The organism is Kitasatospora sp. GAS1066B (genome assembly GCF_041262605.1).
GTDB lineage: Bacteria > Actinomycetota > Actinomycetes > Streptomycetales > Streptomycetaceae > Kitasatospora.
Map to the genome: position 1 here is coordinate 24,161 of NZ_JBGCCO010000033.1, position 24,505 is coordinate 48,665.

A 24,505-nucleotide genomic window follows, 5' to 3' on the forward strand; every position below is an offset into this window, starting at 1 on the left:
GGTCATGGTAGCCGGTCGACGCGGGGCTTCCGGACAGCGGGGGCCGGGGCGGCGGGCGCGTCCAGGCGGGCGGCGACGCGGTCGGCGGTGTCGCGGGCCCAGGCGGTGGTGGTGATCAGGCCGAGCAGCGTGATGACCAGGCCGAGGCACGCGATGATCCACCAGCCGGCGTGGCTGGCGGGGGCGAAGCCGGTGGCCAGCGGGGCGACCACGGCGGCGGTGACCACGGTGCCGATCACCGCGACACCCAGCGACTGGCCGACCTGACGGCTGGTCGAGGCCACCGCCGCCGCGACCCCGGCCTGGGCGCGCGGCATGCCGCTGACGGCCGCGTTGGTGATCGGGGCGTTCACCAGGCCGAAGCCGAGGCCGAAGAGGCTGTAGGCGGTCAGCAGCAGGGCGGGCGAGGAGGTGGCGGTCAGCCGGGTGAGCAGCAGGCCGCTGGCGGCCAGCGCGGGGCCGGCCACCAGGAGCGGCAGCCGGGGACCGCGGGAGCCGACGATCCGGCCGGAGATCGGGGCGCAGACCAGGGTGAAGGCGGCGATCGGCAGCGTCCACAGGCCCGCCTCGACCGGGGAGTAGTGGCGCACGTCCTGCAGGTAGAGGGTGTTGAGGAAGAGGAAGCCGCCGAGCGAGGCGAAGGCACAGACCGCGATCACGGTCGCCCCCGAGAACGGCGCGCTGCGGAAGAACCGCAGGTCGAGCAGCGGCTCGCGGTGGCGGCGCTCCCAGAGCGGGAAAGCGACGAGCGCGCCCAGCGCGAGGGCGGCCAGCGCCAGGATGCCCGGCGAGGTCCAGCCGTGGCCCGGGCCCTCGATGATCACGGCGGTGCCGGCCGCGAGCGCGGCGACGGCCAGCAGCTGGCCGACCGGATCGAGGCGGCGCGGCTTCGGCGCCCGGGACTCGGGGACGTAGCGGGCGGCCAGCGCGATGGCGACCAGGCCGATCGGGACGTTGATCAGGAAGATCGACGGCCAGCCGAAGCTGTCCACCAGCAGCCCGCCGACCAGCGGGCCGAGAGCCATGCTGATGCCCACCACGCCACCCCAGACGCCGATCGCCTGGGCCCGTTCGCGCGGGTCGGTGAAGACGTTGGTGATGATCGACATGGCCACCGGGTTGAGCATCGAGCCGCCGATCGCCTGCACGGCGCGGAAGGCGATCAGCCAGCCCAGGCTTGGTGCGATGCTGCAGAGCACCGAGCCGAGCACGAAGAACAGCAGACCGAGTTGGAAGATCCGGCGGCGCCCGACCCGGTCGGCCACCGAGCCGGAGAGGATCAGCAGCGAGGCGAGCACCAGGGTGTAGGCGGCGATCACCCACTGCAGACCGGAGGCCGGCGCGTGCAGATCGCGCTGGATGGACGGCAGCGCGATGTTGACGATGGTGTTGTCGAGCCCGACGATCAGCAGGCTCAGGCAGCAGATCGCCAGGATCAGCAGGCGGCGGCGTCGGGTCAGGGTGGTCGGATCGGTCACCCGTTCATCCTAAGCAATTCATGGGATGAATCCGACCGGCCACCGAATGCTGGACAAGCCGGCTCAGCGCGTCGCCGCCAGGGCCTCGCAGTACGCCTTCAGGCCGGCCACCGGTAGCAGGTAGATTGCTCAGGTCTCAGCTCGTTCAACAAAACGTGTCGCCGCGGGGTCGCGACCCCTGTCGTGACTCCAGTCGTGAGGGGAAGCCGCGCATGCCGTTCCTGGTCCTGCTGCCGCCGTCCGAGGGCAAGGCCGAGGCGCCCGACAGCGCGCCGCTCGCGCTCTCCTCGCTCTCGCTGCCCGCGCTGACCGAGGCCCGGACCCGGGTGCTGGACGCGCTGGTCGAGCTGTGCACCGGCGACCAGGAGACGGCCGCCGAGGTGCTCGGGCTGAGCAAGGGACTGCGCGGCGAGATCGCCCGCAACGCCACGCTGCGCACGGCGGGCACGCTGCCGGCCGGCGAGCTGTACACCGGCGTGCTCTACGACGCGCTCGGGCTCGGCAAGCTGGACGCGGCCGCCTACGCGCGGGCCGAGCGCTCGCTGCTGGTCTTCTCCGGGCTGTGGGGCGCGGTGCGGATCGGCGACCGGATCCCCGCCTACCGGTGCTCGGGCGGCGTGAAGCTGCCGCCGCTGGGCGCGCTCGGGGCGTACTGGCGCCGGGAGATGGCGCAGGTGCTGCCCGGTGAGGCGGACCGGCTGGTGCTGGACCTGCGCAGTTCGGCGTACGCGGCCTCGTGGAAGCCGGCCGGGGAGGTCGTCGCCCGCACGGCCACCGTGCGGGTGCTGCAGGAGAAGGACGGCAAGCGCACGGTGGTGAGCCACTTCAACAAGGCCACCAAGGGACGCCTGGTGCGCGACCTGCTGAACTCGGGCGCCGAACCGGGCACGCCGGGCGAGCTGCTGGACGCGCTGCGCGGGCTCGGCTACCAGGTGGAGGTCGCGGCCCAGGGCACCGCCCGCAAGCCGTGGCAGCTGGACGTGGTGGTCACCGAGATCCACTGATCCGCCCGAACATTCGCCTGATCGACCGTCAAGGGCCTTGGCCGACAAGGTCCCTGACGGTGGCTCAGCGCAGGTGACCGGTGTCGTTGAGCAGCCGCAGCGAGGCGTTGCCGTCGCTGTAGTACTGCACCGCGCAGAGCGAGGCGGCGGACAGCTCCATCTTGTAGACCGCGTCCGGTGGCGCCCCGAGAGCGAGGCGGACCAGGCTCTTGATCGGGCCGACGTGCGAGACCACCAGCACCGTCTTGCCCGGGTAGCGGGCCAGCACCTTGTCCCGCGCCACCGCGACCCGCTGGGCCAGCGTGGCGAAACTCTCGGCGCTGCCGGTCGGCTTGACCTTGGTGGAGCCCAACCAGGCGCTCAGGTCCTCGGGATGGCGCTCCTGCGCCTCGGCGAAGGTCAGGCCCTCCCAGGCGCCGAAGTCCAGCTCGCGCAGGCCCTCCTCGATCCGCACCGGCAGACCGAGCCGGACCGCCACCGCCTCGGCGGTCTGCCGGGCGCGCAGCATCGGCGAGCTGACCACGGCCTGGACGGTGCCGCGCGCGACCAGCGCCTCGGCGGCCCGCTCGGCCTGCCAGCGGCCCTTCTCGGACAGCTCGGGGTCGCTCCCGGTGCTGCCGGAGAACCGCTTCTGCGGGGTGAGCGCGGTCTCGCCGTGCCGCAGCAGCACCAGGGTGGTGGGGGTGCCGAGGTCCGCGGCCGAGGCCCAGCCGGCCTTGGGCGCCGCCGACTCGGTCGTCAACGGCTCAGGCGTCAGCGGCTCAGGAGCCGACTCCGCGACCGAGAGCTCGGGCGCGGCCGGGCGGACCTTGGGCTCCCACTGCCTGCCCGCCTTGCCCGCGTCCATCGCCTCGTTGGCCAGCCGGTCGGCGTCCTTGTTCCGCTCGCGTGGGATCCAGCTGTAGTCGACCTGACCGCGCGGGAAGACGGTGCGGGCCTCGGCGGCCAGCGGCTGCATGTCGGGGTGCTTGATCTTCCAGCGCCCCGACATCTGCTCGACCACCAGCTTGGAGTCCATCCGGACGTCCACCGTGGCGCTCGGGTCGATCTCGTGGGCGGCCCGCAGGCCGGCGATCAGCCCCTTGTACTCGGCGACGTTGTTGGTCGCCCGGCCGATGTACTCGGCGGCTTCGGCGATGATCTGGCCGGTGTCGCCGTCGCGGACCACCGCGCCGTAGCCGGCCGGTCCCGGGTTGCCCCGGGAGCCGCCGTCCGCCTCGACGATGAACCTGCGGGCCGGCACGGTCAGATGCCCGAATCGGCGGTCCGGACCAGGATCCGACCGCAGTTCTCGCAGCGCACCACGGCGTCCTTGGGCTCGGCCTTGATCGCGTTCAGGTCGGAGACCGCGAACTCGACCCGGCAGCCCTCGCAGCGGCGCTGGAAGAGGCGGGCCGCGCCGACCCCGCCCTGCTGCTCGCGCAGCCGGGTGTAGAGCTTGATCAGGTCGGCCGGGATCACCTGGGCCACGGCCTCGCGGTCGCGGGCGACCTTGGCGACCTCGGCGTCGATCTCGGCGAAGGCGGCGTCGCGACGGGTGAGCGCGTCCGCGAGCACCACGTCGGCGTGCTGCAGCCGGGCGGTCAGCTCAGTGACCCGGGTCTGGGCCGTCTCGGTGCGCTCCATCACCTCGAGGACCACGTCCTCCAGGTCGGACTGGCGCTTGGCCAGCGAGCCGATCTCGTGCTGGAGGTTCTCCAGGTCCTTGGCGGAAGTGACGGTGCCGGCGTCCATCCGCTGCTGGTTGCGGGCGGCCCGGGCGCGGACCTGCTCGACGTCCTGCTCGGCCTTGGTCAGTTCGCGGGCGGTGTCGCCCTGCTGGGCCTGGGCCGCGACCACCAGGTCCTTGAGCGCGGTCTGGTCGGCGGTGGCCTTCTCGATCTCCGCGTGCTCGGGCAGGGTGCGGCGCCGGTGGGCCAGCTGGTCGAGCTTGGAGTCGATGGCCTGGAGGTCGAGGAGGCGGATCTGGTCGGCGGGCGCGGCGTTCAAGCGGGGGGCTCCTGTGATGACGAGGTCGAGCGGGTGGGAAGTACGGGGGCGCCGGGGTCAGCCGGCTGACGGTGCGTCGGCGGACGGCTGTGCCTGGGCGTCGGGCATCGACGAATGAGCGTCGGGCATCGGCGCGTGGGCCGTCCAGGGGTCGGTGACCAGGGTGGAGACCCGGGTCGCCAGCTCCCAGCCGTGCTCGGCGGCGGCCGCTTCGAGCGAACGGGCGGCGAGGTTCAGCCAGGGCCACTCGGTGGCCCAGTGCGCGGCGTCCACCAGCGCGACGGCGGAGGCCTCGGTGGCCTCGGAGGCCGGGTGGTGGCGCAGGTCCGCGGTGACGTAGGCGTCCACGCCCGCCGCCCGGACCTCGGCGAAGAAGCCGTCCCCCGAGCCGCCGCTGACCGCGACCCGGTGGATCGGGCGCTTCGGGTCGCCGGAGACCCGCACGCCGGTGGCGGTCGCGGGCAGGCCGGCCGCCACCTGGGCGGCGAACTCGGCCAGTGGCAGCGGCGCGGGCAGCTGGCAGATCCGCCCGATGCCCCGGCGGCCCGCCGGGTCGCTCGGGTCCGGGACCAGCGGGGCCAGCACGGTCAGGCCGATCGCCTCGGCCAGCGCGTCCGAGACGCCCGGGGCGGCCTGGTCGGCGTTGGTGTGCGCGACGTGCAGCGCGATGCCGGCGCGGATCAGGGTGTGCACCGCGCGCCCCTTGAAGGAGGTCGCGGCCACGCTGGTGGTGCCGCGCAAGTAGAGGGGGTGGTGGGTGACCAGCAGGTCGGCGCCCCAGGCCACCGCCTCCTCGACGACGGCCTGCACGGGGTCGACGGCGAACAGCACCCGGCGCACCTGCTCGTCCGGATCGCCGCAGACCAGGCCGACGGCATCCCAGGACTCCGCCCACCGGGGCGGGTAGAGCTCGTCGAGCGCGTTGATGACGTCGGACAGTTTCGGCACCCGTTGAGACTACCGCGCGCCGGGGCGCGGCCGGGGCCGTGGGGCCGCGCGCGGCACCGTTCGACCAGGTCGGGCCGTGTGCGTCAACCGGCGCGCGAGAGCACTCGCCGGCCCGCCGGAGCCGGACGGCCCGGGCGGAGCCGGTGTGGGCCGGGCCGTGCCTTGACAGAACGGGACGGGGGTCCGCAGGCGAAAACGAATCCGGATCACCCGTACGAGTGAAGTGACCCCGGACGCGTTGAGCACCTCCAGCACCGAAAGTAACTTCTCTGGTGTGAACGGAAGTTGCCGTTCCAGGGGGACACCGACAACCGGACGGGACAGAGGGGGTGGGCGCGGATGGCGGCAGGCATACCGCTGCGACTGGCCGGGGGGCCGGAGTCGGTGGACCGGACGTGGCGGACCGGAGCACCCGCGGACGACACGCTGGTCGAGGTGGCCCGGGCGGCCGTGGCCGGCACCGAGGAGGAGCAGCCGGGGCGGGTCGCGGGCGGCTGGAGGGCCGCCTTCGACGGCTTCTGGTGCACGGTGCGGCCGCCCGAGCTGCTGGCCCGTCCCGAGCTGCTGCCGGAGCAGGGCTGGAAGATCCACGTCAGCGCGGCGAGCGCGGTCGCCGCCGAGGTGCTCTCGGCGGTGGCCACAGCGGTGGCCGAGGACCCGTGCGTCTTCAAGTTCGCCGCCGACCGGGAGCGCCTGCACCAGATCAACTCGCGCAACAGCGAGCGCGGTTCGGCCGGCAAGTTCATCACCGTCTACCCGCTGGTCGAGGCGCAGTTCGAGCGGCTGGTCGAGGCGCTGCACCGGGCCACCGAGGGCCTGCCGGGCCCGGTGGTGCTCTCCGACCGGCCGTACGTGCCGGACAGCCGGGTGCACTACCGGTACGGCGTGATCGCCCGGCGGGCCGAGCTGGGCAACGACGGCGGGTACCGCTCGCTGCTGCACGGCCCGGGCGGGCGGCGGGTGGAGGACGTGCGAGGGGCGGGCTACCGCCGCCCGTCGTGGGTGGTCGACCCCGTCGAGGGGAGGGGGTCGGACGCGACCCGCACGGCGCGGCCACAGGGCGCGGACCGGCGGCCGGCGAGCGCGGACCGAAAGGGCGGTGCGGTGCTGATCGGAGACCGGTATCTGCTGACGGCGGCGCTGCGGCACGGCAGCAAGGGCGGGGTGTTCCTGGGCACCGACACCCAGGGCGGCGGGAACGTGGTGGTCAAGCAGGCCAGGGCGTACATCGAGGTCGACCGGGCGGGCCTGGACGCCCGCGCCGCGCTGCGCCACGAGGCGCTGCTGCTCGCCGAGTTGGCTGAGCTGGAGCTCACCGCGCGGCCGCTGGAGCTGATCGAGCAAGCCGACTCGGTGCTGCTGGTGCAGGAGCACATCCCGGGCCAGCCGCTGGGCAGTTGGGTGGCGGCCCGGCTGACCGGCGACGGCGCGCCCGACGTGCCGTGGGAACAGGCCGGGCCGATGGCGCTCGCGCTGGTCGAGCTGCTGGAGCGGGTGCACGCGACCGGACTGGTGCTGCGCGACCTGTCCCCCGGCAACGTGCTGGTCCGCCCGGACGGGTCGCTGCGCCTGATCGACCTCGAACTCGCCTGCCCGGCAGGGACGGTGGCCGGCACGGCGGGGACTCCCGGCTACCGGGCGCCCGAGCAGGAGGCCGGCTCGCTGCGGGCCGATCCGGCGGCCGACCTGTTCGCGCTCGGCGGGCTGTTCTTCCTGCTCGCCACCGGGCACGATCCGCTGCTGCCGCAGGATCTGCCGAGGGCCCGTCCGGTGCCCGAGCGGCTCGGGCGCTGGCTGGCGCTGGCCGCGCGCGAGGGGTCGACGGCCCGGCGGCTGGCGGCGGTGGTGCTCGGACTGCGGGCCCAGTCGCCCGGCGAGCGGTGGTCGGCGGCCCGGGTCCGGACGGCGCTGGCGACGGCCGGACCAGCGGACCAGGGTGCGCGCGGGCCGGGCACGGTTCCGGACGGCGTGCTCGACCGGGTCCTGCTGGACGGGCTGCGGCAACTGGCCCGGACCGCCACTCCGCTGCGCCCCGACCGGCTCTGGCCCACCGTGCCGGCCGGGCAGCGCACCGACCCGTGCAACGTCCAGCACGGCGCGGCCGGCGTGCTCGCGGTGCTGGCCCGCGCCCTGGCGACGCCCGACCTGCTGGGCAGCTCGGCCCACGCCGAGGTCGAATTGACGGTGCGTCAGGCCACCCGGTGGATCGAACGGCGGTGCGCCGCCGAGCCGATGGTGCTGCCCGGCCTGCACTTCGGACGTGCCGGGGCGGCCTGGGCGCTGCTGGAGGCCGCCGAGGCGCTCGCCGACCGGGAGTTGGCCACCCGGGCCCGCCAGCTGGCCGCGCCCGTCCCGGTCCACTGGCCCAACCCCGACGTCTGTCACGGCGCGGCCGGGGCCGGCTTCCTGCGACTGCGGCTGGGTGAGCGGGAGAGCGCGCTGGCCACCGCCCGCAGCCTGCTGGCGGCGGCCGTGCAGGAGCCGTACGGGACGGTCTGGCCGGTGCCCGAGGACTTCGACTCCAGCCTGGCCGGGATCACCCACCTCGGGTACGGGCACGGCGTGGCCGGCGTCGGCGCCTTCCTGCTCGCCGTCCACCAGGCCACCGGCGACGCCGGGTCACTGGCCGGCGCCGAGCGCGCCGCGCGGACCCTGGCGGCGACCGCGCGGTGGCAGGGCGAGGCGGCCTGGTGGCCGCAGAGCGCCGGCGACCCGCCGGGTGTGCGACTCACCCACTGGTGCAGCGGCTCCTCCGGGGTCGGGAGCTTCCTGGTGCGGCTCTGGCAGGTCAACGGCGATCCGGCGCTGCGCGAGCTGGCTGCGGCGGCGGGGGCCGCCGTGCTGGACAACCGGTGGCACAGCGGCACCAGCGCCTGCCACGGCCTGGCCGGGGACGGCGAGTACCTGCTGGACCTGGCCCAGGCCACCGGCGAACCGCGATTCCAGGACGGTGCCCGGGAGTTGGCCCAACTGATCACGGCCAGGGCCGCGCTCCAGGACGGGCTACTGGTGCTGCCCGACGAGACCGGCACCGGCTGCGCGGCCGGGTACGGGACGGGCACCGCAGGGCCGCTCGGCTTCCTGCTGCGGTTGCGGCACGGCGGGCCGCGCCTCTGGGTCGACCCGGTGTCGGGGATCCGCCCGGCCGTCCCAGCGGAAACACCGTCAGTGGAAACACCCTCAGCGGAAGCATCGTCAGGGGAAGCACGATGACCGCCGCCCTGCAGACCGCCGCGCCAGCCCTGCGCCGGCTGAGCTTCACCTTCGCCGCCGACGGCTCGCACGCCGCCTGCCTGGCCGCCGGCGCGGACCGGGGCTGGTACGCGGAGAGCTGGCGACTGGCCGACGGCGAGCCCGCGCGACCGCGGCCGCTGCCACTGGCGGGCGGCCGCTCGGAGAGCCTGCGCTCGCAGCTGGTCGCGCTGCCGGACGGCCGGGTGCTGGTCTGCCGGCACGACGGCGAGCGGCACGATCTGGTGCTGCTGGCCGAGGAGGACGGGCTGACCGAGGAGCGGTCGGTGGCCACCCTGCGGATGGCGGGGCTGCGGCTGCTGCCGATGCCACAGTCGCTGTCGCCGCTGACATCGAGCGCGGACGGGCCCACACCCGCCGGCCCAGCGGTGGCCGTGGCCCTGGGGACGGACACCCGCACCCGGGCCGGCGCCGAGGGCACGGCCGCGACCACCACCGCCTGGCTGGTGTACGCCGACGGCCGACCGCCGAGCCAGGTCGCCGAACTCCCCGGGCTACACGGCGGCGGGGTCTGGCTGGACCGGACCGGTCGGCTGCTCAGCCTGGACCGGGTCCGCGCCGGGGTGGTCAAGAGTGTCGCGCTCGACCTGTGGCTGGGCACGGTGACTCCGCTGCTGGAGATCGCCGAGCGCAGCAACGACCGGCTACTGCTCTTCGACCCCGACACCCGGTTCCTGCTGCTGCGCAGCGACGCCCCCGGCGAGGACCGGCTCGGCTGGGGCGTGCTCGACGGCGCGGAGCCCGTCCGGTTCCCGCAGAGCCTGCACCTGCCCGGGCTGTTCCCGCGGCCCGTGGTGGTCGAGCCCGGGGCGGGAGAGGCCGCGCGCAGTCGGGTGGTGGTGCAGCTGGACCACGGCGCCTCGTCGGCGCTGGCGCTCTGGCGACCCGGGGACGCCCGGCTGGAGCCACTGCCGGTGCCGCCGGGCCGGCTCGGGGCGATCGGGTCCTGGTCGAGGTCCGGCGGGTTGCGGATGCCGTACTCGGCGCCGGACCATCCGGCCGCACTGGCCACGCTGGACGTCGACCTGCTGGCGGGGGTGGGGACGGTCGCGCCGCTGGGCGCCGGCGGTCGGCCGGCCGAACTCCCTTGTGCGGACTCCCCGGTGCTCGCACTCCGGTCCAGCGCGGCCGGACCCGGCTGGCGGCTGGACGGCAGCGCCGCGCCCAGCGGTGGCAACCATTGGCACGGCGCGCACAGCCGGCGACTGACCGGTCCGGCCGGGCCGATCGAGGCCGTGGTCTACGGCGGCGAGGCCTGGCTGACCAGCCCGCACCTGGTGATCGCGCTGCACGGCGGCCCGGCCGACGCCTGGCGGCTGGAGTTCGACCCGACGCTGCAGCGGATGGCCGCCGAGGGTCTGGCGGTGCTCGCGCCCAACCAGCGCGGCAGCACCGGCTACGGGCCCGCCCACGCGATGGCGATCCGCGGCGCCTGGGGCGGGCCCGACCTGGCCGACGTCCTCGCGCTGCTCGCGGACGTGGCCGACCGGCGCACCACCCTGGGACTGGCACCGCCCGCGCTGTTCGGGGTCAGCTACGGCGCGTTCCTGGCCCTGCTGGCCAGCGCCCACGCCCCCAGCGGGCAGTTGGGGCGGTGCGCGGTGGTCGCCCCGTTCATGTCCGGCGCCCGGCTGCTGGCCGAGGCCGGGCCGCCGGTCCGAGCGCTGACCACCCGCCTCGGCGGCGCCGACCCGATCGACGACGCCTACGGACCGCGTGACGTGCTGCAGCTGGCGCACCGCCTGACCGCGCCGCTGCTGGTCGTCCACGGCGACCGGGACGAGGTGGTTCCGGTGGGCCAATCCCGTTCGCTGCGGCATGAGTTGCTGCGGATCGGCTGGGCCGAGGGCAGCGACCTGCGCTACCTGGAGGTGGCCGGCGCGGGGCACGAGGTGCTCGCCGAGGAGGGCGCGGCCATGCTGCACGAGCTGCTGGCGGGATTCCTGCGGGGCCGCTAGCCCGCCCGCCGAACATCTGAGACTTCCTCAGCTTGCTTGCTCAGCAAGCTGGTTGAGGAGAAACGCCGGTGGCCGCGAACGGAGCGGCCGCACGGCAGCCATCACACACCGAAGCGCGCGGGGCGAGTTCGCGCTGCGCGCAACCAAGGGGAGGAACCCACCATGGAGAACATGACCAGCTTCGAGACCGACCTCGCCGCGCTGCAGGACCTGCCGGAGACGGAGTCGGCCGAGCTGACCGGGCACGGCAGCGGGTGCCAGTACACCTGCCTGATCCTGACCTGCCTGATCTTCACCATCGCCTGATCACCGCGATGGTCCGGGGCTGATCGGCCCCGGTGAGGTCCGGGCTGCCGCCGCCACACGGTCGGCGGCCCGGACCGGCGCCACCGATATCCGGCACCACCGATATTCGTCACCGCCCCTGGAAGGCCCTACCGATGCCGCGACCCTGGACGCCCGCGCTGCTGGTCGCGGCGCCGCTCGACGCCGCCGTCACCCTGGCGCTGCCCGCCGCGATCGCGGGCGCCGCCGACGCGGTCCTCGCCCGCCCCGCCGGCAGTGGCTCCACCACCGCCTTCGCGCTGCTCGCCGCCACGCTGCTGGCGGGCGCGGCCACCAGCGCCGTGCTCGCGCTCGCCGGCCCCGCCTGCTCGGCGGAGGCCACCGCCGCGCTGCGCGAGCGCTTCCTCGGACACCTGCTGGCGCTCGGCCCGCAGCGGATCAGCCGGCCGGCCGGCGATCTGACCGCCCGGCTGGTGAGCGCCACCGCGGACGCGGGCAACCGGCTCCCCGCCGCCGTCGGCACCGCCACCGCGCTGCTGAGCTCGCTCGGCGCGATCATCGGACTCGGCGTGCTGTCGCCCTGGCTGGCGCTGGCCTTTCTCGGCGGGGTGGTCCCGGGCGTGCTGCTGGTGCGGCTGTTCGGACGCCAGGCCGGCGCCGGGTTCGTCCGCTACCAGCGCGCCCAGTCCGCGCTCGCCGCGCGGCTGACCGGCGCGCTGGCCGGCCTGCGCAGCATCCACGCCGCCGGCGCGGAAGCCCGCGAGGCCGCCCGGATCCTCACGCCGCTGCCCGAACTGTCCGACGCGGGACACGCGTTGTGGCACACCCAGCGCCGCACGGTCTGGCAGGCGATGCTGCTGATCGCGGCGGTCGAGCTGGCCGTCCTGAGCACCGCCGGCACCCTGGTCGCCCAACACGCCCTGCCACCCGGCGCGCTGGCCGCCGCGGCGGGCTGGTCGGCCCTGGGCGTCGGGTTCTTCGAGCAGGTGGAGGCCCTCGCCGGGCTGGCCCACGCGCGGGCCGGACAGCTGCGGCTCGACGAGCTGTTCGCCATCCCCGCCCCCGCCGTCGGTCGGGCCCCACTGCCGCCGGGAACCGGTGAGTTGATGTTCCGTCAGGTCGTGGTCCAGGGCGAGTCCGCCGTCCGGCCGCTGCTCGGGCCGCTCGACCTCACCATCGCGGGTGGCAGCACGGTGGCCCTGGTCGGCCGCTCGGGCTCGGGCAAGTCACTGCTCGCCGCGCTGGCCGGCCGGCTGCGCGAGCCGGACCAGGGCGAGGTGCTGATCGACGGTGTCCCGGTCACCGAACTCGCCCCGGACGCCCTGCGGGCCGCCGTCGGCTATGCCTTCGAACAGCCGGTCCTGGTGGGACGCACGGTCGCCGAGGCGCTGGAGGGAGCCGGCCCCGAGCACCTGCGGGCCGCGCAGGCCGACGGCTTCCTGGCCCGGCTGCCCGCAGGACCGGCCACCGCCCCCGGCGAGTTGCGGCTCTCCGGCGGCGAGCTGCAGCGCCTCGGACTGGCCCGGATGCTGGCCCAACAGGCCCGGATCGCGGTGCTGGACGACGCCACCTCCAGCCTGGACCTGGTGACGGAGTACCAGGTGACCCGCGCGCTCGACCAGGCCACCGCGGGACGCACCCGCTTGGTGGTGGCCCACCGCGCCCGGGTCGCGGCCCAGGCCGACCTGGTCGCCTGGCTCGACCGGGGCCGGCTGCGTGCCCTGGCCCCGCACGCCGCCCTGCTCGCCGACCCCGAGTACCGCGCGGTGCTGGCGGCAACCGGAACGGCGAGCTGATGGGACGCCACCGCGACCACCCGTCGGCGCTGCTCCCGCTGCTCCCACTGCTCCGCGCCCAGTTGCGCGGCTCGCGCACCCCGTTGCTGCGGATCCTCGGCTGGGCCGCGGTCGAGGCCGTACCGCCGCTGCTCTCCGGGCTGCTGCTGGCCACCGCCGCCGACCACGGCTTCCTGGTCGGCCGCCCGCTGGCCGGCTGCGGCTGGCTCACGCTGCTCGGCCTGGCGCTGCTGCTCCGCGGCTGGGCCGCCCGGGCGGCCTTCCCGCACGTCGCGGCGGTGGTCGAACCGCTGCGCGACGCCTTGGTCCGGCAGGTGGTCGAGGCGGCCCTGAGCCGCCCGGTCGCCGATCCCGCCGAGGTCGCCCGGCTCACCGAACAGGTCGAGTCGGTACGGCAGTTGACCGCCACCCTGCTGCGCACGCTGCGCGGGGTCGGGGTCAGCCTGGTCGGCGCGCTGCTCGGGCTGGCACTGCTGGCACCCGCCGTACTGCCCCTGGTGCTGCTGCCGCTGGCGGCGGGCGGGCTGCTCTTCGCCCGGCTGCTGCGCCCGCTGGTGCGGCGCCGGCGAGCCCTGGTGCTGGCCGAGGAACGGGTAGCCGCCGAGGCGGCGCAGGCGCTCGCCGGGGTCCGCGACATCGCGGCCTGCGCGGCCGGCCCCCGGGTGGCGGCGGCCGTCGGCGAGGCCGTCCTGGCCCAGGGCGAGGCCGCTCGCGCGCTCGGCCGGGCCACCGCGCTGCGCTCGCTCGCGGTGGCGCTCGGCGGGCGCCTGCCGGTGCTGCTGGTGGTCGCGGCGGCACCCTGGCTGGTGACGCACCACTGGCTGACGGCCGGTGAGGTGCTGGGCGTGCTGGCCTATCTGACACAGCAGTTGGAGCCGGCCGTGCGCACGCTCTCCGGCGCCGCCGGCGGCTGGCTGCCGCAACTCGCCGTCACCGTCGACCGGCTGGCCGCCACGGCGACCGGGCCCGAGCCCCGCCACCCGGCCGAGCCGGCCGCCAGCGCAGAGCAGGCGGGCGGAGCCGAGCAGGCGGGCACCCTGCGGGCCCAGGGCCTGTGCTACGCCCACGGTCCGGCCGCCGCACCCGTGTTGACCGGCCTCGACCTCACCCTCGGGCCCGGCGAGCACCTCGCGGTGGTCGGCGCCAGCGGTGCGGGCAAGTCGACCCTGGCGAGCCTGCTGGCCGGGCTGATCACCCCGGACCACGGCACGGTCACCCTGAGCGGCGTCCCGCTGCACACCCTCGCCGCCGCCGACCGCGCGGCCCGGGTGGCGCTGGTGCCGCAGCAGGCCTACCTCTTCGCCGGCACCGTCCGGGAGAACCTTGACTGGCTGAACCCCGGCGTCGACCCCACCCCGGCGATCGAGCTGCTCGGTGCCGCCCCGCTGGTCGCCCGACTCGGCGGGCTGGACGCCGAACTGGCGGACCCGGACGCGCTCTCCGCCGGCGAGCGCCAGCTGCTCACCCTGGTCCGCAGCTACCTCTCCCCCGCCCCGGTGGTGCTGCTGGACGAGGCCGGCTGCCACCTGGATCCGGCCGCCGAGGCCCGGGTGGAGGCGGCCTTCGCGGCTCGCCCGGGGTCCCTGGTGGTGATCGCGCACCGGATCGCCTCCGCACTGCGCGCCGACCGGGTGCTGCTGCTGGACGGCGGCACGGCGCTCACCGCGCTCCACGGCGACCTACAGGTCCTCTCCCCGCTCTACCGGGAGCTGGTCGGCCACTGGCTGGATTCCGGCGTGTCGGGCCACCGTCCACCAGGAGGTGACACGCCGTCGGCCACGCCCAACACCCCAGCGGACACACCTGACGCAACCAGCGCGGCCTTGCCGACCGTCCTGCAGTCATGACCGGCTCGATAGTCTGTTGTCCCACCCGGCCGTTAGGGTGACGGACCAGTGGGGCGTGAACGTCCTGGTGTGTCGCGGGGAATTCGCGCCACGCCGGACGCGACTTCCCCGCACCCGGCCCGGTCACGGCCGGCGGTGCCGTGCGGCACCACAGATACCTGCACCCTCGCACGGAAGACGAAGCTGATGTCCGAAAACCTCACCGACACCACCGACCTCGGCGCCGACGAGGCCACCTCGGAGGACGCCGTGCACGGCCGCCACCGAGGCGTTTCCGCCCCGGACGACACCAACGAGGCCGACCCGCACGGCCGCCACCGGCTGGACGCGGCCAGCAACTGAACCGCCCCGGTCCGACCGCGCGGCCGACCGCCGGCGGCCCGACCGATCCGCCGTCCGAAGGCCCGGTGCGCAACCCGCGCACCGGGCCTTCGGCCTGTCCGCCCCGCTACCGACCGGTAACCGGCGCGCCGACCCGATCGAGTAGGGTCCCGGGGACACGCGCATGCGGTCGTCACGCGAGTGCGGTCGTCACGCACACGCCGTCGTCAGGCACACGCGGTCGTACCGGACAGAGGGAGCAGCGGCACCATGAACGACACCCGGGAGCAGACCGGCCCCGCACCCGAGGTGCTCGCCGCCTTCACCGCGGCGGACGGCTTCATGCCCCTCGACGAGGGCCTCGCGCTGTACGCCGCCGCCGTCGAGGCCGCGACGCGCACCGGGCTGCCGGTGCTGGAGATCGGCACCTACTGCGGCCGCTCGGCGATCCTGCTGGCCGACGCCGCCCGGCGCACCGGCACGGTGGCGCTGACCGTGGACCACCACCGCGGCTCCGAGGAGCAGCAGCCCGGCTGGGAGTACCACGACGCCTCGCTGGTGGACCCCGAGGTCGGCCTGATGGACACGCTGCCCCGGTTCCGCCGCACCCTGCACGCGGCCGGCCTGGAACAGCACGTGATCGCGCTGGTCGGACGCTCGCCGCAGGTCGCGGCGGTCTGGGGCGGCCGGCTCGGGCTGGTCTTCATCGACGGCGGCCACACCGACGAGCACGCGAGCGGCGACTACGCGGGCTGGGTGCCGCATCTGGCGGCGGACGGCCTGCTGGTCGTGCACGACGTCTTCCCGGACCCGGCGGACGGCGGCCAGGCCCCGTACCGGGTCTACCTGCGCGCCCTCGACGAGGGTTTCGAGGAGATCTCGGTCACCGGGTCGCTGCGGGTGCTGCGGCGCCCGGTGGTGTGACCGATCGCGGCCGGGCGCGCCGACCCGCCCCCCGGGCCCAACACCCGACCGGTCGGCACCCGGAACGGACATGTCGGCCGAACCGGTCCGCGGCACGCCCTTTTCCGGGAGCCACCGCACGGGAAGCGGCGATCGGCCGGTACGGTGCCGGTACGGTGACGACGGGCGCGCACCGATACCGAGAACGCACCGGCGAGACCCAGCACCTGCGGGGCAGGACCTGAAGGCGGGGCCACACGATGACGGACCAGGGCGACACGACACCGGCGGTCTGGGATCCCACCGCGCGCGGCGGCGCCGGTGGCTGGGTCCGGCCCCGACCGGCCGACGCGCCGCAGGGAGCGGCCGGCCCCGGCTCGCCGCTGGCGCCGCCCCCCGCGACCGGCGCGGTCGGCGACCAGGGGCCCCCGCTGGCCGCCCGCCCGTACCTGGCGGGCCAGGCCCCGGCCCCCGGCGCGTTCCCCGACCACGCTGCGCCGCCCCCGGCCCCGGGCGGCTTTCCCGGTCACGTCACACCACCCCCGGCCCCCGGTGGCTTTCCTGGTCACGTCGCGCCGCAACAGGGCAGCGCCCCCTTCAGCCGACCCGCCCCGGCCGTCCCCCCGGCGCCCCCGCAACCGCCGACCGGCTTCCCGGGCCACGCCGGGCCGCAGCAGCAGCCGGGCCCGTTCAGCGCCCCCGGTGCCGGTGCGTTCGACGCCACCCAGGCGCTGCCGCCCGTCCCGCCGCAGGAGCTCACCAGCTACCAGCTCCGGCCACCCGTCCCGAGCTACCAGCCCCCGACCCCGGGCGGCTACCCGCCCCCGCCTCCGCAGCAGGCCCCGGGCGGCTACCCGCCTCCGCAGCAGGCCCCGATCGGCTACCCGCCCCACCCGGCCCCTGCCGGCATCAACCTGCCCGGCCGCTACGAGGAGTACCAGCCCGAGGGCCCCGAGCAGGACGACCGCCCGCGTCGCCGCGGCCCGCTGCTGGTCGGCATCGGCGTGGTGCTGCTGCTGGCGATCGGCGGCGGCACCGTCTTCGCCTTGCAGGGCTCGGGCAGCCCGGCCAAGACGGCGAAGGCCGCCCCGCCCACGGCCACGGCCTCCCCCACCGGCGCGCCGGCGGCCGCACCGACCACCTCGGGCGCGCCGTCCGGCTCGGCGGGAGCGAGCGCGAGCCCGTCCGCCAGCGGCTCGGCAGGGGCGAACGCGCTGGCCGAGGCCCAGGCGATGGACGCCCTGCTGACCCGGGGCGAGGCCGCCAAGTCCCCGATCGGCAGCGCGGTCGCCCAGGTGCAGAGCTGCCCGGCCAAGGCCGACATCGACAGCGCCGCGCAGACCTTCGACTCCGCCGCCCAGCAGCGCGACCAGTTGCTCGCCGACCTGGCCAAGCTCAACCTCGCCGACCTGCCCGGCGGTGCGGACGCGGCCGCCGGCCTGAAGACGGCCTGGCAGGAGTCCGGCGAGATCGACCGCTCGTACGCGGCCTGGGCCCGGACCATCAGCGCGCAGGGCTGCGGCGGCGGCAGGACCGCGCCGTCCACGCCGGACAAGCAGCACGCGGACGCGCTGAACCCGCAGGCGACCCAAGCCAAGCAGGACTTCGTGACGAAGTGGAACGCCCTGGCCACCACCTACGGCCTGACGCCCCGCACCTGGGACAGGATCTGACTCTCCGTGAACCACGCCTCCCGCACCGCCTCTCGCGCGCTCGCCGCCCCGCTCGGCCTGCTCACGCTGCTCGCCCTGAGCGCCTGCGGCACCAGCACGGCCGCCACCCGAGCAGCCGGCCCCGTACCGAGCGAGGTCACCGTCGCCCCGCCGTCCGCGTCCCCGTCCCCGTCAGGCACCGGCTCCCCTGCCGCCTCGCCCGCGCCGTCCAGCACCGCGCCGTCGGCCTCCACCACGACCGGCGCCAAGCCGCTCGCCGGTAAGACCGTCGTGATCGACCCGGGCCACAATCCGGGCAATTTCAGCCACGCCACCGAGATCAACCAGCAGGTGGACGTGGGCAACGGTCACAAGGAGTGCGACACCACCGGCACCGAGACCGACGCCGGCTACACCGAGGCCGCCTACACCCTCGACGTCTCGCACCGGATCCGCGACCTGCTGCAGAGCCTGGGAGCCACCGTGATCCTCACCCAGGACGGCAACCGCGCCTGGGGACCGTGCGTGGACGAGCGGGCGGCGATCGGCAACACCGCCCACGCGGACGCGGCGATCTCGGTCCACGGCGACGGCGGTCCGGCCTCCGGCAGCGGCTTCCACGTGATCATGCCCGCCAAGGTGGTGGCCGGGAAGGCCGACACCAGCGCGATCGTCGACCCCTCGCACCGGCTGGGACTGCTGGTCCGCGACAGCTTCCACACCGCCACCGGGGAGCCCTACGCCGACTACGTCGCCGACCAGGGCCTGGACACCCGCAGCGATCTCGGTGGTCTGAATCTGTCGACCGTGCCGAAGGTGTTCATCGAGTGCGGCAACATGCGCAACAGCGGGGACGCGGCACGGATGACCGACCCGCAGTGGCGCCAGCGGGCCGCCCAGGGCATCGCCGACGCGTTCACCGGCTTCCTCACCACCACCGGCTGAACCACCACTGGCTGACCACCCCGGCGCCGGGTTAGTAGAATCGCACGGCGTCACGCCGACAGGACACACCACCGAGGGGACCGATCAGTGAACTTGCGCGCTCTCACCAGGGGAGATGCCGCCGTCGCAGGCGCGGCCGCGCTCCTGCTCATCTCGTCCTTCCTTCCGTACTGGTCAATCGACTGCCCCCGGTACGTGTCGTCGGCGAGCTGCTCCTCCAGCGTCTGGAACAGCAACCTGTTCCCGATCCTGCCCTCGGTCTACCTGCTGGGCATCGTCGCCGCCGCGCTGATCCTGCTGCAGCGCTTCCAGGGGGAGGCGGCCAGGACCCGCCAGATCCTGGGGCTGCGGCTCGACCAGTGGGGCGTCTCCTTCTCGGTGGTCGCGCTGTGGACCGCGCTGTGGTCGCTGGTCGCCGGCTCGAACCACTCCTGGGGTGCCTACCTCGGGGTGCTCGCGGTGCTGGTGCTGGCCGGCGCCGCCGCGGCCGGGCCGCTGGTGCCCGCGCTGCAGGCGCCGCTGCTGACGGACAAGCCGGCCGCGCCGCAGGGCTACCAGCCGGCGGTCGGCGGCTACCCGGGCGCCGGCCAGGGATACCCGCAGCAGGGCGGCTACGGCTTCCCGGCCCCGGGTGTCGGCCAGCCCGGCCAGCCCGGCCAGCCGCTGCCCGGCCAGCAGGGTCCGGGGATGACCTTCGGCGGCGGCCAGCCGCAGCAGCAGGGCGGCTACGGCTTCCCCGCCCCGGGCGCCGGCCAGCCCGGTCAGCCGCTGCCCGGCCAGCCGGGTCTCGGCCAGCCCACCCCGGACTTCGGCTACGGCCAGCCCAACCCCGCCGCCGCCCAGCCGCAGGACGCCGGCGCCTTCGCCCCGGCCGCCGCGCAGGCCGCCCCGGCCCCGGCTCCCGCCGCCGCGCAGAGCGCTCCGGTCGCCGCCCAGGCACCGGCCCCCGAGCCGACCCCGGCCGCCCAGGCCCCCGCCGCCGACTTCGCGCCGTTCTGGTTCGCGGTGCCGGAGCCGCGCCGGCTGGCCCCGAAGGACGGCTCGGCCGGTCCGCCGGTCGGCGAGCTGCTGCCCGGCACCTGGTACCTGGCGGTGGACCAGCGCGGCAGCGCCCTGATCGCCCAGCTGCAGGACGGCAGCCAGGGCCTGCTGCCCGACAGCACGGGCATCCAGCGCGGCTGACCTCGGCCACGATCCGAGCACGCGCGAAGGGGCCGGCGGGAATCTCCCGCCGGCCCCTTCGCGCAGTCGTCTCAGCTCGCTCGGCAACACCCTTGCACGGCAAGCCCGTTCGGCAGCCGTTCGGCCCCGAAGACGGCGACCGTCGCCGGATCGCCGCCCAGCGCCGCGACCGCGAGCAGCAGCGCGCCGGCCGTCCAAGTAGTGCGCTCCTCGGGCCAGATGGCGTCGTCCTCGAAGACGTAGCCGGTCCAGTAGGAGCCGTCCTCGTGACGCAGGTGCTGGATCCAGCGCAGGATCTCCACCGCCCCCTCGGAGTCTCCCAACGCCCAGAGCGCGAGCGCGAGTTCGGCACTCTCGCCGCCGGTCACCCAGGGCCGGTCGCTGACGCAGCGGACCCCGAGGCCGGGCACCACGAAGCGGTCCCAGTCCGCCTCGATCCGCTGCCGGGCCGCCGGGCCGCGCAGCGCGCTGCCGAGCACCGGGTAGTACCAGTCCATCGAGTAGCGGCCCTTGTCGAGGAACCGCTCGGGGTGCTCGGCGACCGCGTGCTGCAGTCGGCCGGTGGCCAACTCCCAGTCCGGCTGCGGGTCTTCGAGCTGGTCGGCGATCGCCAGACCGCACCGCAGGGCGTGCAGGATGCTGGCCGAGCCGGTGAGCAGCGCCTCCTGGACGGGCGTGCCGTCCTCGTCCAGCCGCCAGGCGATCGCGCCGTCGGCCAGCTGCAGGCCGACGGTGAAGTCCAGCGCGCGGCGCACCACCGGCCACATCCGGCTCAGGAACGCGTCGTCGCCGGTGGTCAGGTGGTGGTGCCAGACGCCGACCGCCAGGTAGGCGCAGAAGTTGGTCTCCACCGCCCGGTTGCTGACGCCGGGTGCACCGTCGCCGAAGTAGCCCGCGTACCAGGAGCCGTCCGGGTTCTGACACTCCGCCAGCCAGCGGTAGGCGCGTTCGGCGGCGGCGTGCTCGCCGGCCACGTCCAGCGCCATCGCGGCCTCGGTGTGGTCCCAGGGGTCCAGGTGACCGCCGGCGAACCACGGGATGGCCCCGTCCGGCCGCTGCTCCGCCAGGATGCCGCGCACGGTGGCGGCCGCCTGCTCGGCGTCCAGCACCCCGGGCAGCAGCAGCGTGCGGGGGCTGGCCACCCCCTCGTGCGGCGTCACTCGCCGGCCCGGTTGGGCTTGCTGGCGTAGGCGACGAAGCTCTTGCCGAGCACCGGGTTGAGCGCGGCCTCGGCGGCCTTGGTGAGCTTGCTGATCACCGGGGTGCCGACGATGTCCCAGACCAGCAGCTGGTGGTAGGCCTTGACCGGCAGCGCCTTGTCGTTGTTCACGCCGACCGCGCACTTGATCCACCAGTACGGCGAGTGCAGCGCGTGCGCGTGGTGGGTGCCGTACGGGTTCAGGCCGGCCTCGCGGAGCTTGTCGAGCAGCTCGTCGCCCCGGTAGATCCGGATGTGGCCGCCCTCGACCTCGTGGTACTCGTCGGAGAGCGCCCAGCAGATCTTCTCCGGCAGCCAGCGCGGCACGGTCACCGCGAGCAGGCCGCCGGGCTTGAGCACCCGGAACATCTCGTTGAGCACGCCCTTGTCGTCCGGGATGTGCTCCATCACCTCGGAGATGATGATCTTGTCGAAGGACTCGTCCTCGAACGGCAGCGCCAGCGCGTTGCCCTCCATCGCCACCGCGCTCGACCCTGCCGGCGCCTCGCCGGCCGCCGCCATCGCGTCGAACCAGCGCTTGACCTCGGCGATCTCCTCGGCGTTCTGGTCCAGCGCCACCACGTTGGCGCCGCGGCGGTAGCACTCGAACGCGTGCCGGCCCCCGCCGCACCCCAGATCGAGCACCCGATCACCGGGGGCGAGCGGGAAGCGGGAGAAATCGACGGTCAGCACGGTGTGGAGCTCCCATTCGGTACACGGACGATCTGGTAACGCACTTTCAGGCCACGCACGCTGCGGTCGTGCACGCTGCGGCCATACATGCTGCGGCCACGCACGCCGCAGCGGCACGCCGTCAGGCGACGTAGCGCCAGCCCGCGCCGGAGCGGCCGCGCTGCCCGACGCCGCTGGCGACGGCCACGCGGTAGCGCTCGGCGGTCAGTTCGGCCGCGCGCTCCCAGGTGAAGTGGGCGAGCACCCGCTCCCGACCGGCCGCGCCGAGCCGCGCCCGCAGCTCGGCGTCGTCCAGCAGCCGGCCCAGCGCGCCGGCCAGCGCACCCGCGTCGCCCGGCGGCACGGCCAGGCAGGTCTGCCCGTCCGGTCCCGCCACCTCGGGGATCGCGCCGCCGGTGGTGGCCACCAGCGGGGTGCCGGTGGCCATCGCCTCGGCCGCGGGCAGCGAGAACCCCTCGTAGAGCGAGGGCACGCAGGCCACTTCGGCCGAGCGGTAGAGGTCGACCAGTTCCTGGTCGGTCAGGCCGGTGCGGAACTCGATGTGCCGTTCCAGGCCGAACCGCCGCACCGCGTCCGCCACCGGGCCCTCGCCCTGCTTCTTGCAGACCACCACCAGGTGCGCGTCCCGCTCGGTGCGGACCTTGGCGAGTGCCTCGACCAGGTGGACCAGGCCCTTGAGCGGCACGTCCGCGCTGGAGGTGGCGACGATCCGCCCGGGCACCACCGGGACCTCTGCGGACGGGGACCAGAGCCGGGTGTCGGCGCCGATCGGCACCACCGAGACGCTGTCGGCCGTGGCCCCCAGGTGCCGGACGATCTCGGCCTTGGAGCTGCCGGAGACCGTGATGATCTGGTCGAGCCGCGCGGTGACCCGGCGCTGCATCCGGGTGAAGGCGTACCAGCGGCGCAGCGACAGGCGCCGCAGCGGGGTGCCGGCCGCCTCCAGCTCCAGGCGGCGGTCCACGGTGACCGGGTGGTGGATCGTGGTGACCAGCGGGAAGCCGTGCCGGGCCAGGCCGAGCAGGCCGTAGCCGAGGGTCTGGTTGTCGTGCACCACGTCGTAACGGCCGCGGTGCCGGGCCAGGAACTGGCGGGCCCGCAGCGAGAAGGTGAGCGGCTCGGGGAAGCCGCCGGTCCACATGGTGGCGACCTCCAGCGCGTCGACCACCCCGCGCAGCTCCGCCAACGCGGGCGTGCGGAACGGGTCGTCGGCGCGGTACAGATCCAGGCTGGGCAGCTCGACCAGGCGCACCGAGCCGGGGCCCTCGACCTCGTCCAGCACCGGGTAGGGCTGCGCGCCGATCACCTCTACGTGATGGCCGAGCCGGGCCAACTCCCGGGAGAGGTGCCGGACATAGACGCCCTGGCCGCCGCAGAACGGGTCGCCGCGGTAGGAGAGCAGCGCGATCCGCAGCGGCCGGCGGTCGGCCGTGGAGGGTGGCTGCCCCGTCATGGTCAACCCCTTGAACCTGTGAACAGTGAGAGACCTCGAAGATACCGGCCCGTAGCTTCGGCATCCCAGGCGGGGAAGGTGATTCACGCCACGCTGCCCCGCAGGCCACGCCGACGCACGTGGCGGGCGGGCCTCGACGGGCCGTCGGCGGGCGGGCCCCGACGGGGCGGTCGGCGGCCGTCGGTGGGGCGGTCGGTGGGGCGGTCGGTGGCCATTCGCGGGCCGGTTAGAGTCGTATGGGCCGCAACCGGCGCCGACCAGAGCCGTCGGCCGGGAGAGCGGACCGCCCGACGTCCACCGAAAGGCCTCCGCACCGCCATGCTCTCGCCCGCCCGTACCGGCGCCGCCGTCCTGACCGCCACGCTGCTGGCGGGCCTCGCCGCGGGCCCCGCGCTGGCCGACGCCTCCCCGGCCGCGGCGCCCAGCGCCTCGCCCGCACCGGTGGCACCGCCCGCCGCCGTCTACGGCAAGGGCGACCCGACCTACGACGGCGTCTGGCGGCAGTCGCTCGCGCTGACCGCGCTGCACACCGCGAAGGTGACCCCGGCCGCCTCGGCGGTCGACTGGCTGACCGCGCAGCAGTGCGCCGACGGCGGCTGGCCGTCCTTCCGCGCCGACACCGGCGCGGCCTGCACGGCGGCCACCGAGGACAGCAACGCCACCGCGATGGCGGTGCAGGCGCTGGTCGCGCTGGGCGGGCACCAGGCGGCCGTGGACAAGGGCGTCGGCTGGCTGAAGACCGTTCAGAACGCGGACGGCAGCTGGTCCTACAACCCGGGCGGCCAGGGTGACGCCGACTCGACCGGCCTGGTGCTGAGCGCGCTGCGGGCCGCCGGCGGCGACCCGACGGCGGTGGCCAAGTCCGGCAAGACCGGCCTGGACGCGCTCGGCGCACTGCAGTTGGGCTGCGCCGCCCCGGCCGACCAGCGCGGCGCCTTCGCCTACCAGGCGGCGAGCGCCGGGCAGCCGGCGAGCGCCAACGCGCTGGCCACCGCGCAGGCCACGCTCGCGGCAGCCGGCGGTTCGCTGCCGGTCGCGGCCGGCAGCCCGACCGGGGCCGCACCCAAGCCGCTGGACTGCCCGGCCACCGCCGCCGGCGTCTCCGCCGAGGGCGCCTCCTCCTACCTCAGCACCACGCTGGCCGCGAGCGGGCAGCACCTGATGCTCAGCACGCCGGGCGCCGCGCCCAGCCCCGACTTCGGCTCCACCGCCTGGGCCGTGCTGAGCCTGGTACGGGCCGGGCACCCCCAGCAGGCCACGCCCGCCGCCGACTGGCTGAACGCCAACGCGGGCCCCTGGACCAAGGGCGCTGCGGGCACCGACCCGGCCGCCACCGCCACGCTGATCCTGGCCGCCGAGGCCGCCGGGCACGACCCGCACGCCTTCGCCGGCACCGACCTGGTCAAGCAGCTCGCCGACGCCGGCCCGGCGGCGCAGGCCGCGACGGGCGATTCCGCCGCGCCGAGCGCCAAGTCGAAGAGCGGCGGCTTCTCCCCGCTCTGGCTGGTGGGCGTGGGCCTGCTCGCGGGCATCGGCGGTGGCCTGTTCCTCAGCATGAACCGCAAGCGCTCGCTGTGACCCGGCCGAGGGCGCGTCTTCAA

At 75.4% G+C, this 24,505-nt stretch carries 19 protein-coding genes; 12 read left to right on the top strand and 7 right to left on the bottom strand.

Annotated elements, in window-relative coordinates:
* Nucleotides 1–2: 2 nt before the first annotated feature.
* Nucleotides 3–1,478, bottom strand: coding sequence for an MFS transporter (locus ABH937_RS30300; protein ID WP_370220104.1), 1,476 nt, complete (start codon nt 1,476–1,478; stop codon nt 3–5).
* A gap of 212 nt (nt 1,479–1,690) precedes the next feature.
* Here ABH937_RS30300 and yaaA point away from each other — a divergent pair, with 212 nt between their 5' ends.
* A complete protein-coding gene (gene yaaA / locus ABH937_RS30305) occupies nt 1,691–2,482 on the top strand; it encodes a peroxide stress protein YaaA (RefSeq protein ID WP_370220105.1) in 792 nt (263 codons plus the stop codon).
* Between the two features lie 64 nt (nt 2,483–2,546).
* Here the strand turns inward: yaaA and ABH937_RS30310 are convergent, their stop codons facing one another.
* The 3 genes from ABH937_RS30310 to ABH937_RS30320 are packed head-to-tail and all read right to left on the bottom strand — an operon-like array spanning nt 2,547 to nt 5,419.
* On the bottom strand, nt 2,547–3,725 hold the full coding sequence (locus ABH937_RS30310; RefSeq protein WP_370220106.1) for a bifunctional RNase H/acid phosphatase: 1,179 nt from the start codon (nt 3,723–3,725) through the stop codon (nt 2,547–2,549).
* Nucleotides 3,726–3,727: 2 nt separating this feature from the next.
* The gene (locus tag ABH937_RS30315) at nt 3,728–4,471 is read right to left on the bottom strand and encodes a zinc ribbon domain-containing protein (RefSeq protein ID WP_280686848.1); all 744 of its coding nucleotides are present in this window, start codon (nt 4,469–4,471) and stop codon (nt 3,728–3,730) included.
* A 57-nt stretch (nt 4,472–4,528) separates the two neighbouring features.
* On the bottom strand, nt 4,529–5,419 hold the full coding sequence (locus ABH937_RS30320; RefSeq protein ID WP_280686847.1) for a Nif3-like dinuclear metal center hexameric protein: 891 nt from the start codon (nt 5,417–5,419) through the stop codon (nt 4,529–4,531).
* Nucleotides 5,420–5,758: 339 nt separating this feature from the next.
* Between ABH937_RS30320 and lanL the strand changes: the two genes are divergently transcribed.
* The 10 genes from lanL (at nt 5,759) to ABH937_RS30370 (ending at nt 19,560) form a co-directional block, all read left to right on the top strand.
* On the top strand, nt 5,759–8,632 hold the full coding sequence (lanL, locus tag ABH937_RS30325; protein WP_370220107.1) for a class IV lanthionine synthetase LanL: 2,874 nt from the start codon (nt 5,759–5,761) through the stop codon (nt 8,630–8,632).
* Complete coding sequence (locus ABH937_RS30330; protein ID WP_370220108.1) at nt 8,629–10,629, top strand: alpha/beta hydrolase family protein; 2,001 nt, start codon at nt 8,629–8,631, stop codon at nt 10,627–10,629. Before lanL ends, ABH937_RS30330 begins: the two co-directional genes overlap by 4 nt.
* A 171-nt stretch (nt 10,630–10,800) precedes the next feature.
* Nucleotides 10,801–10,935, top strand: coding sequence for a VenA family class IV lanthipeptide (locus ABH937_RS30335; protein ID WP_280686844.1), 135 nt, complete (start codon nt 10,801–10,803; stop codon nt 10,933–10,935).
* 134 nt (nt 10,936–11,069) lie between these two features.
* Nucleotides 11,070–12,710, top strand: a complete 1,641-nt coding sequence (locus tag ABH937_RS30340) for an ATP-binding cassette domain-containing protein (protein WP_370220109.1) — start codon at nt 11,070–11,072, stop codon at nt 12,708–12,710.
* Complete coding sequence (locus tag ABH937_RS30345) at nt 12,710–14,557, top strand: ATP-binding cassette domain-containing protein (protein WP_370220110.1); 1,848 nt, start codon at nt 12,710–12,712, stop codon at nt 14,555–14,557. Before ABH937_RS30340 ends, ABH937_RS30345 begins: the two co-directional genes overlap by 1 nt.
* Nucleotides 14,558–14,743: 186 nt before the next feature.
* Nucleotides 14,744–14,899 (top strand): hypothetical protein, encoded by a 156-nt coding sequence (locus ABH937_RS30350; RefSeq protein WP_280686841.1) that lies wholly within the window; start codon nt 14,744–14,746, stop codon nt 14,897–14,899.
* Nucleotides 14,900–15,148: 249 nt separating this feature from the next.
* The gene (locus tag ABH937_RS30355) at nt 15,149–15,802 is read left to right on the top strand and encodes a class I SAM-dependent methyltransferase (RefSeq protein ID WP_280686840.1); all 654 of its coding nucleotides are present in this window, start codon (nt 15,149–15,151) and stop codon (nt 15,800–15,802) included.
* A 239-nt stretch (nt 15,803–16,041) separates the two neighbouring features.
* The gene (locus ABH937_RS30360; protein WP_370220111.1) at nt 16,042–17,454 is read left to right on the top strand and encodes a hypothetical protein; all 1,413 of its coding nucleotides are present in this window, start codon (nt 16,042–16,044) and stop codon (nt 17,452–17,454) included.
* 6 nt (nt 17,455–17,460) lie between these two features.
* Nucleotides 17,461–18,378 carry an N-acetylmuramoyl-L-alanine amidase gene (locus ABH937_RS30365; protein WP_280686838.1) on the top strand — a complete coding sequence of 306 codons (918 nt, stop codon included), beginning with the start codon at nt 17,461–17,463 and terminating at the stop codon, nt 18,376–18,378.
* Between the two features lie 87 nt (nt 18,379–18,465).
* Nucleotides 18,466–19,560: a hypothetical protein gene (locus ABH937_RS30370; RefSeq protein ID WP_280686837.1), complete on the top strand. Its 1,095-nt coding sequence runs from the start codon at nt 18,466–18,468 to the stop codon at nt 19,558–19,560.
* A 71-nt stretch (nt 19,561–19,631) separates the two neighbouring features.
* Here the strand turns inward: ABH937_RS30370 and ABH937_RS30375 are convergent, their stop codons facing one another.
* The 3 genes from ABH937_RS30375 to ABH937_RS30385 form a co-directional block, all read right to left on the bottom strand.
* The gene (locus ABH937_RS30375; RefSeq protein ID WP_370146074.1) at nt 19,632–20,669 is read right to left on the bottom strand and encodes a prenyltransferase/squalene oxidase repeat-containing protein; all 1,038 of its coding nucleotides are present in this window, start codon (nt 20,667–20,669) and stop codon (nt 19,632–19,634) included.
* A 47-nt stretch (nt 20,670–20,716) separates the two neighbouring features.
* Nucleotides 20,717–21,451, bottom strand: coding sequence for a class I SAM-dependent methyltransferase (locus tag ABH937_RS30380; RefSeq protein WP_280686836.1), 735 nt, complete (start codon nt 21,449–21,451; stop codon nt 20,717–20,719).
* 121 nt (nt 21,452–21,572) lie between these two features.
* Nucleotides 21,573–22,904: a glycosyltransferase family 4 protein gene (locus tag ABH937_RS30385; RefSeq protein ID WP_280686835.1), complete on the bottom strand. Its 1,332-nt coding sequence runs from the start codon at nt 22,902–22,904 to the stop codon at nt 21,573–21,575.
* Nucleotides 22,905–23,222: 318 nt separating this feature from the next.
* On the opposite strand from ABH937_RS30385, the gene ABH937_RS30390 reads away from it, so the two are divergent.
* Nucleotides 23,223–24,482 (top strand): terpene cyclase/mutase family protein, encoded by a 1,260-nt coding sequence (locus ABH937_RS30390; protein WP_280686834.1) that lies wholly within the window; start codon nt 23,223–23,225, stop codon nt 24,480–24,482.
* The last annotated feature ends 23 nt before the right edge of the window (nt 24,483–24,505 follow it).

Coding starts and splice junctions, on each gene's coding strand:
- yaaA (WP_370220105.1), top strand. CDS start 1,691: ATGCCGTTCCTGGTCCTGCTGCCGCCGTCCGAGGGCAAGGCCGAGGCG.
- lanL (WP_370220107.1), top strand. CDS start 5,759: ATGGCGGCAGGCATACCGCTGCGACTGGCCGGGGGGCCGGAGTCGGTG.
- ABH937_RS30330 (WP_370220108.1), top strand. CDS start 8,629: ATGACCGCCGCCCTGCAGACCGCCGCGCCAGCCCTGCGCCGGCTGAGC.
- ABH937_RS30335 (WP_280686844.1), top strand. CDS start 10,801: ATGACCAGCTTCGAGACCGACCTCGCCGCGCTGCAGGACCTGCCGGAG.
- ABH937_RS30340 (WP_370220109.1), top strand. CDS start 11,070: ATGCCGCGACCCTGGACGCCCGCGCTGCTGGTCGCGGCGCCGCTCGAC.
- ABH937_RS30345 (WP_370220110.1), top strand. CDS start 12,710: ATGGGACGCCACCGCGACCACCCGTCGGCGCTGCTCCCGCTGCTCCCA.
- ABH937_RS30350 (WP_280686841.1), top strand. CDS start 14,744: ATGTCCGAAAACCTCACCGACACCACCGACCTCGGCGCCGACGAGGCC.
- ABH937_RS30355 (WP_280686840.1), top strand. CDS start 15,149: ATGAACGACACCCGGGAGCAGACCGGCCCCGCACCCGAGGTGCTCGCC.
- ABH937_RS30360 (WP_370220111.1), top strand. CDS start 16,042: ATGACGGACCAGGGCGACACGACACCGGCGGTCTGGGATCCCACCGCG.
- ABH937_RS30385 (WP_280686835.1), bottom strand. CDS start 22,904: ATGACGGGGCAGCCACCCTCCACGGCCGACCGCCGGCCGCTGCGGATC.
- ABH937_RS30390 (WP_280686834.1), top strand. CDS start 23,223: ATGCTCTCGCCCGCCCGTACCGGCGCCGCCGTCCTGACCGCCACGCTG.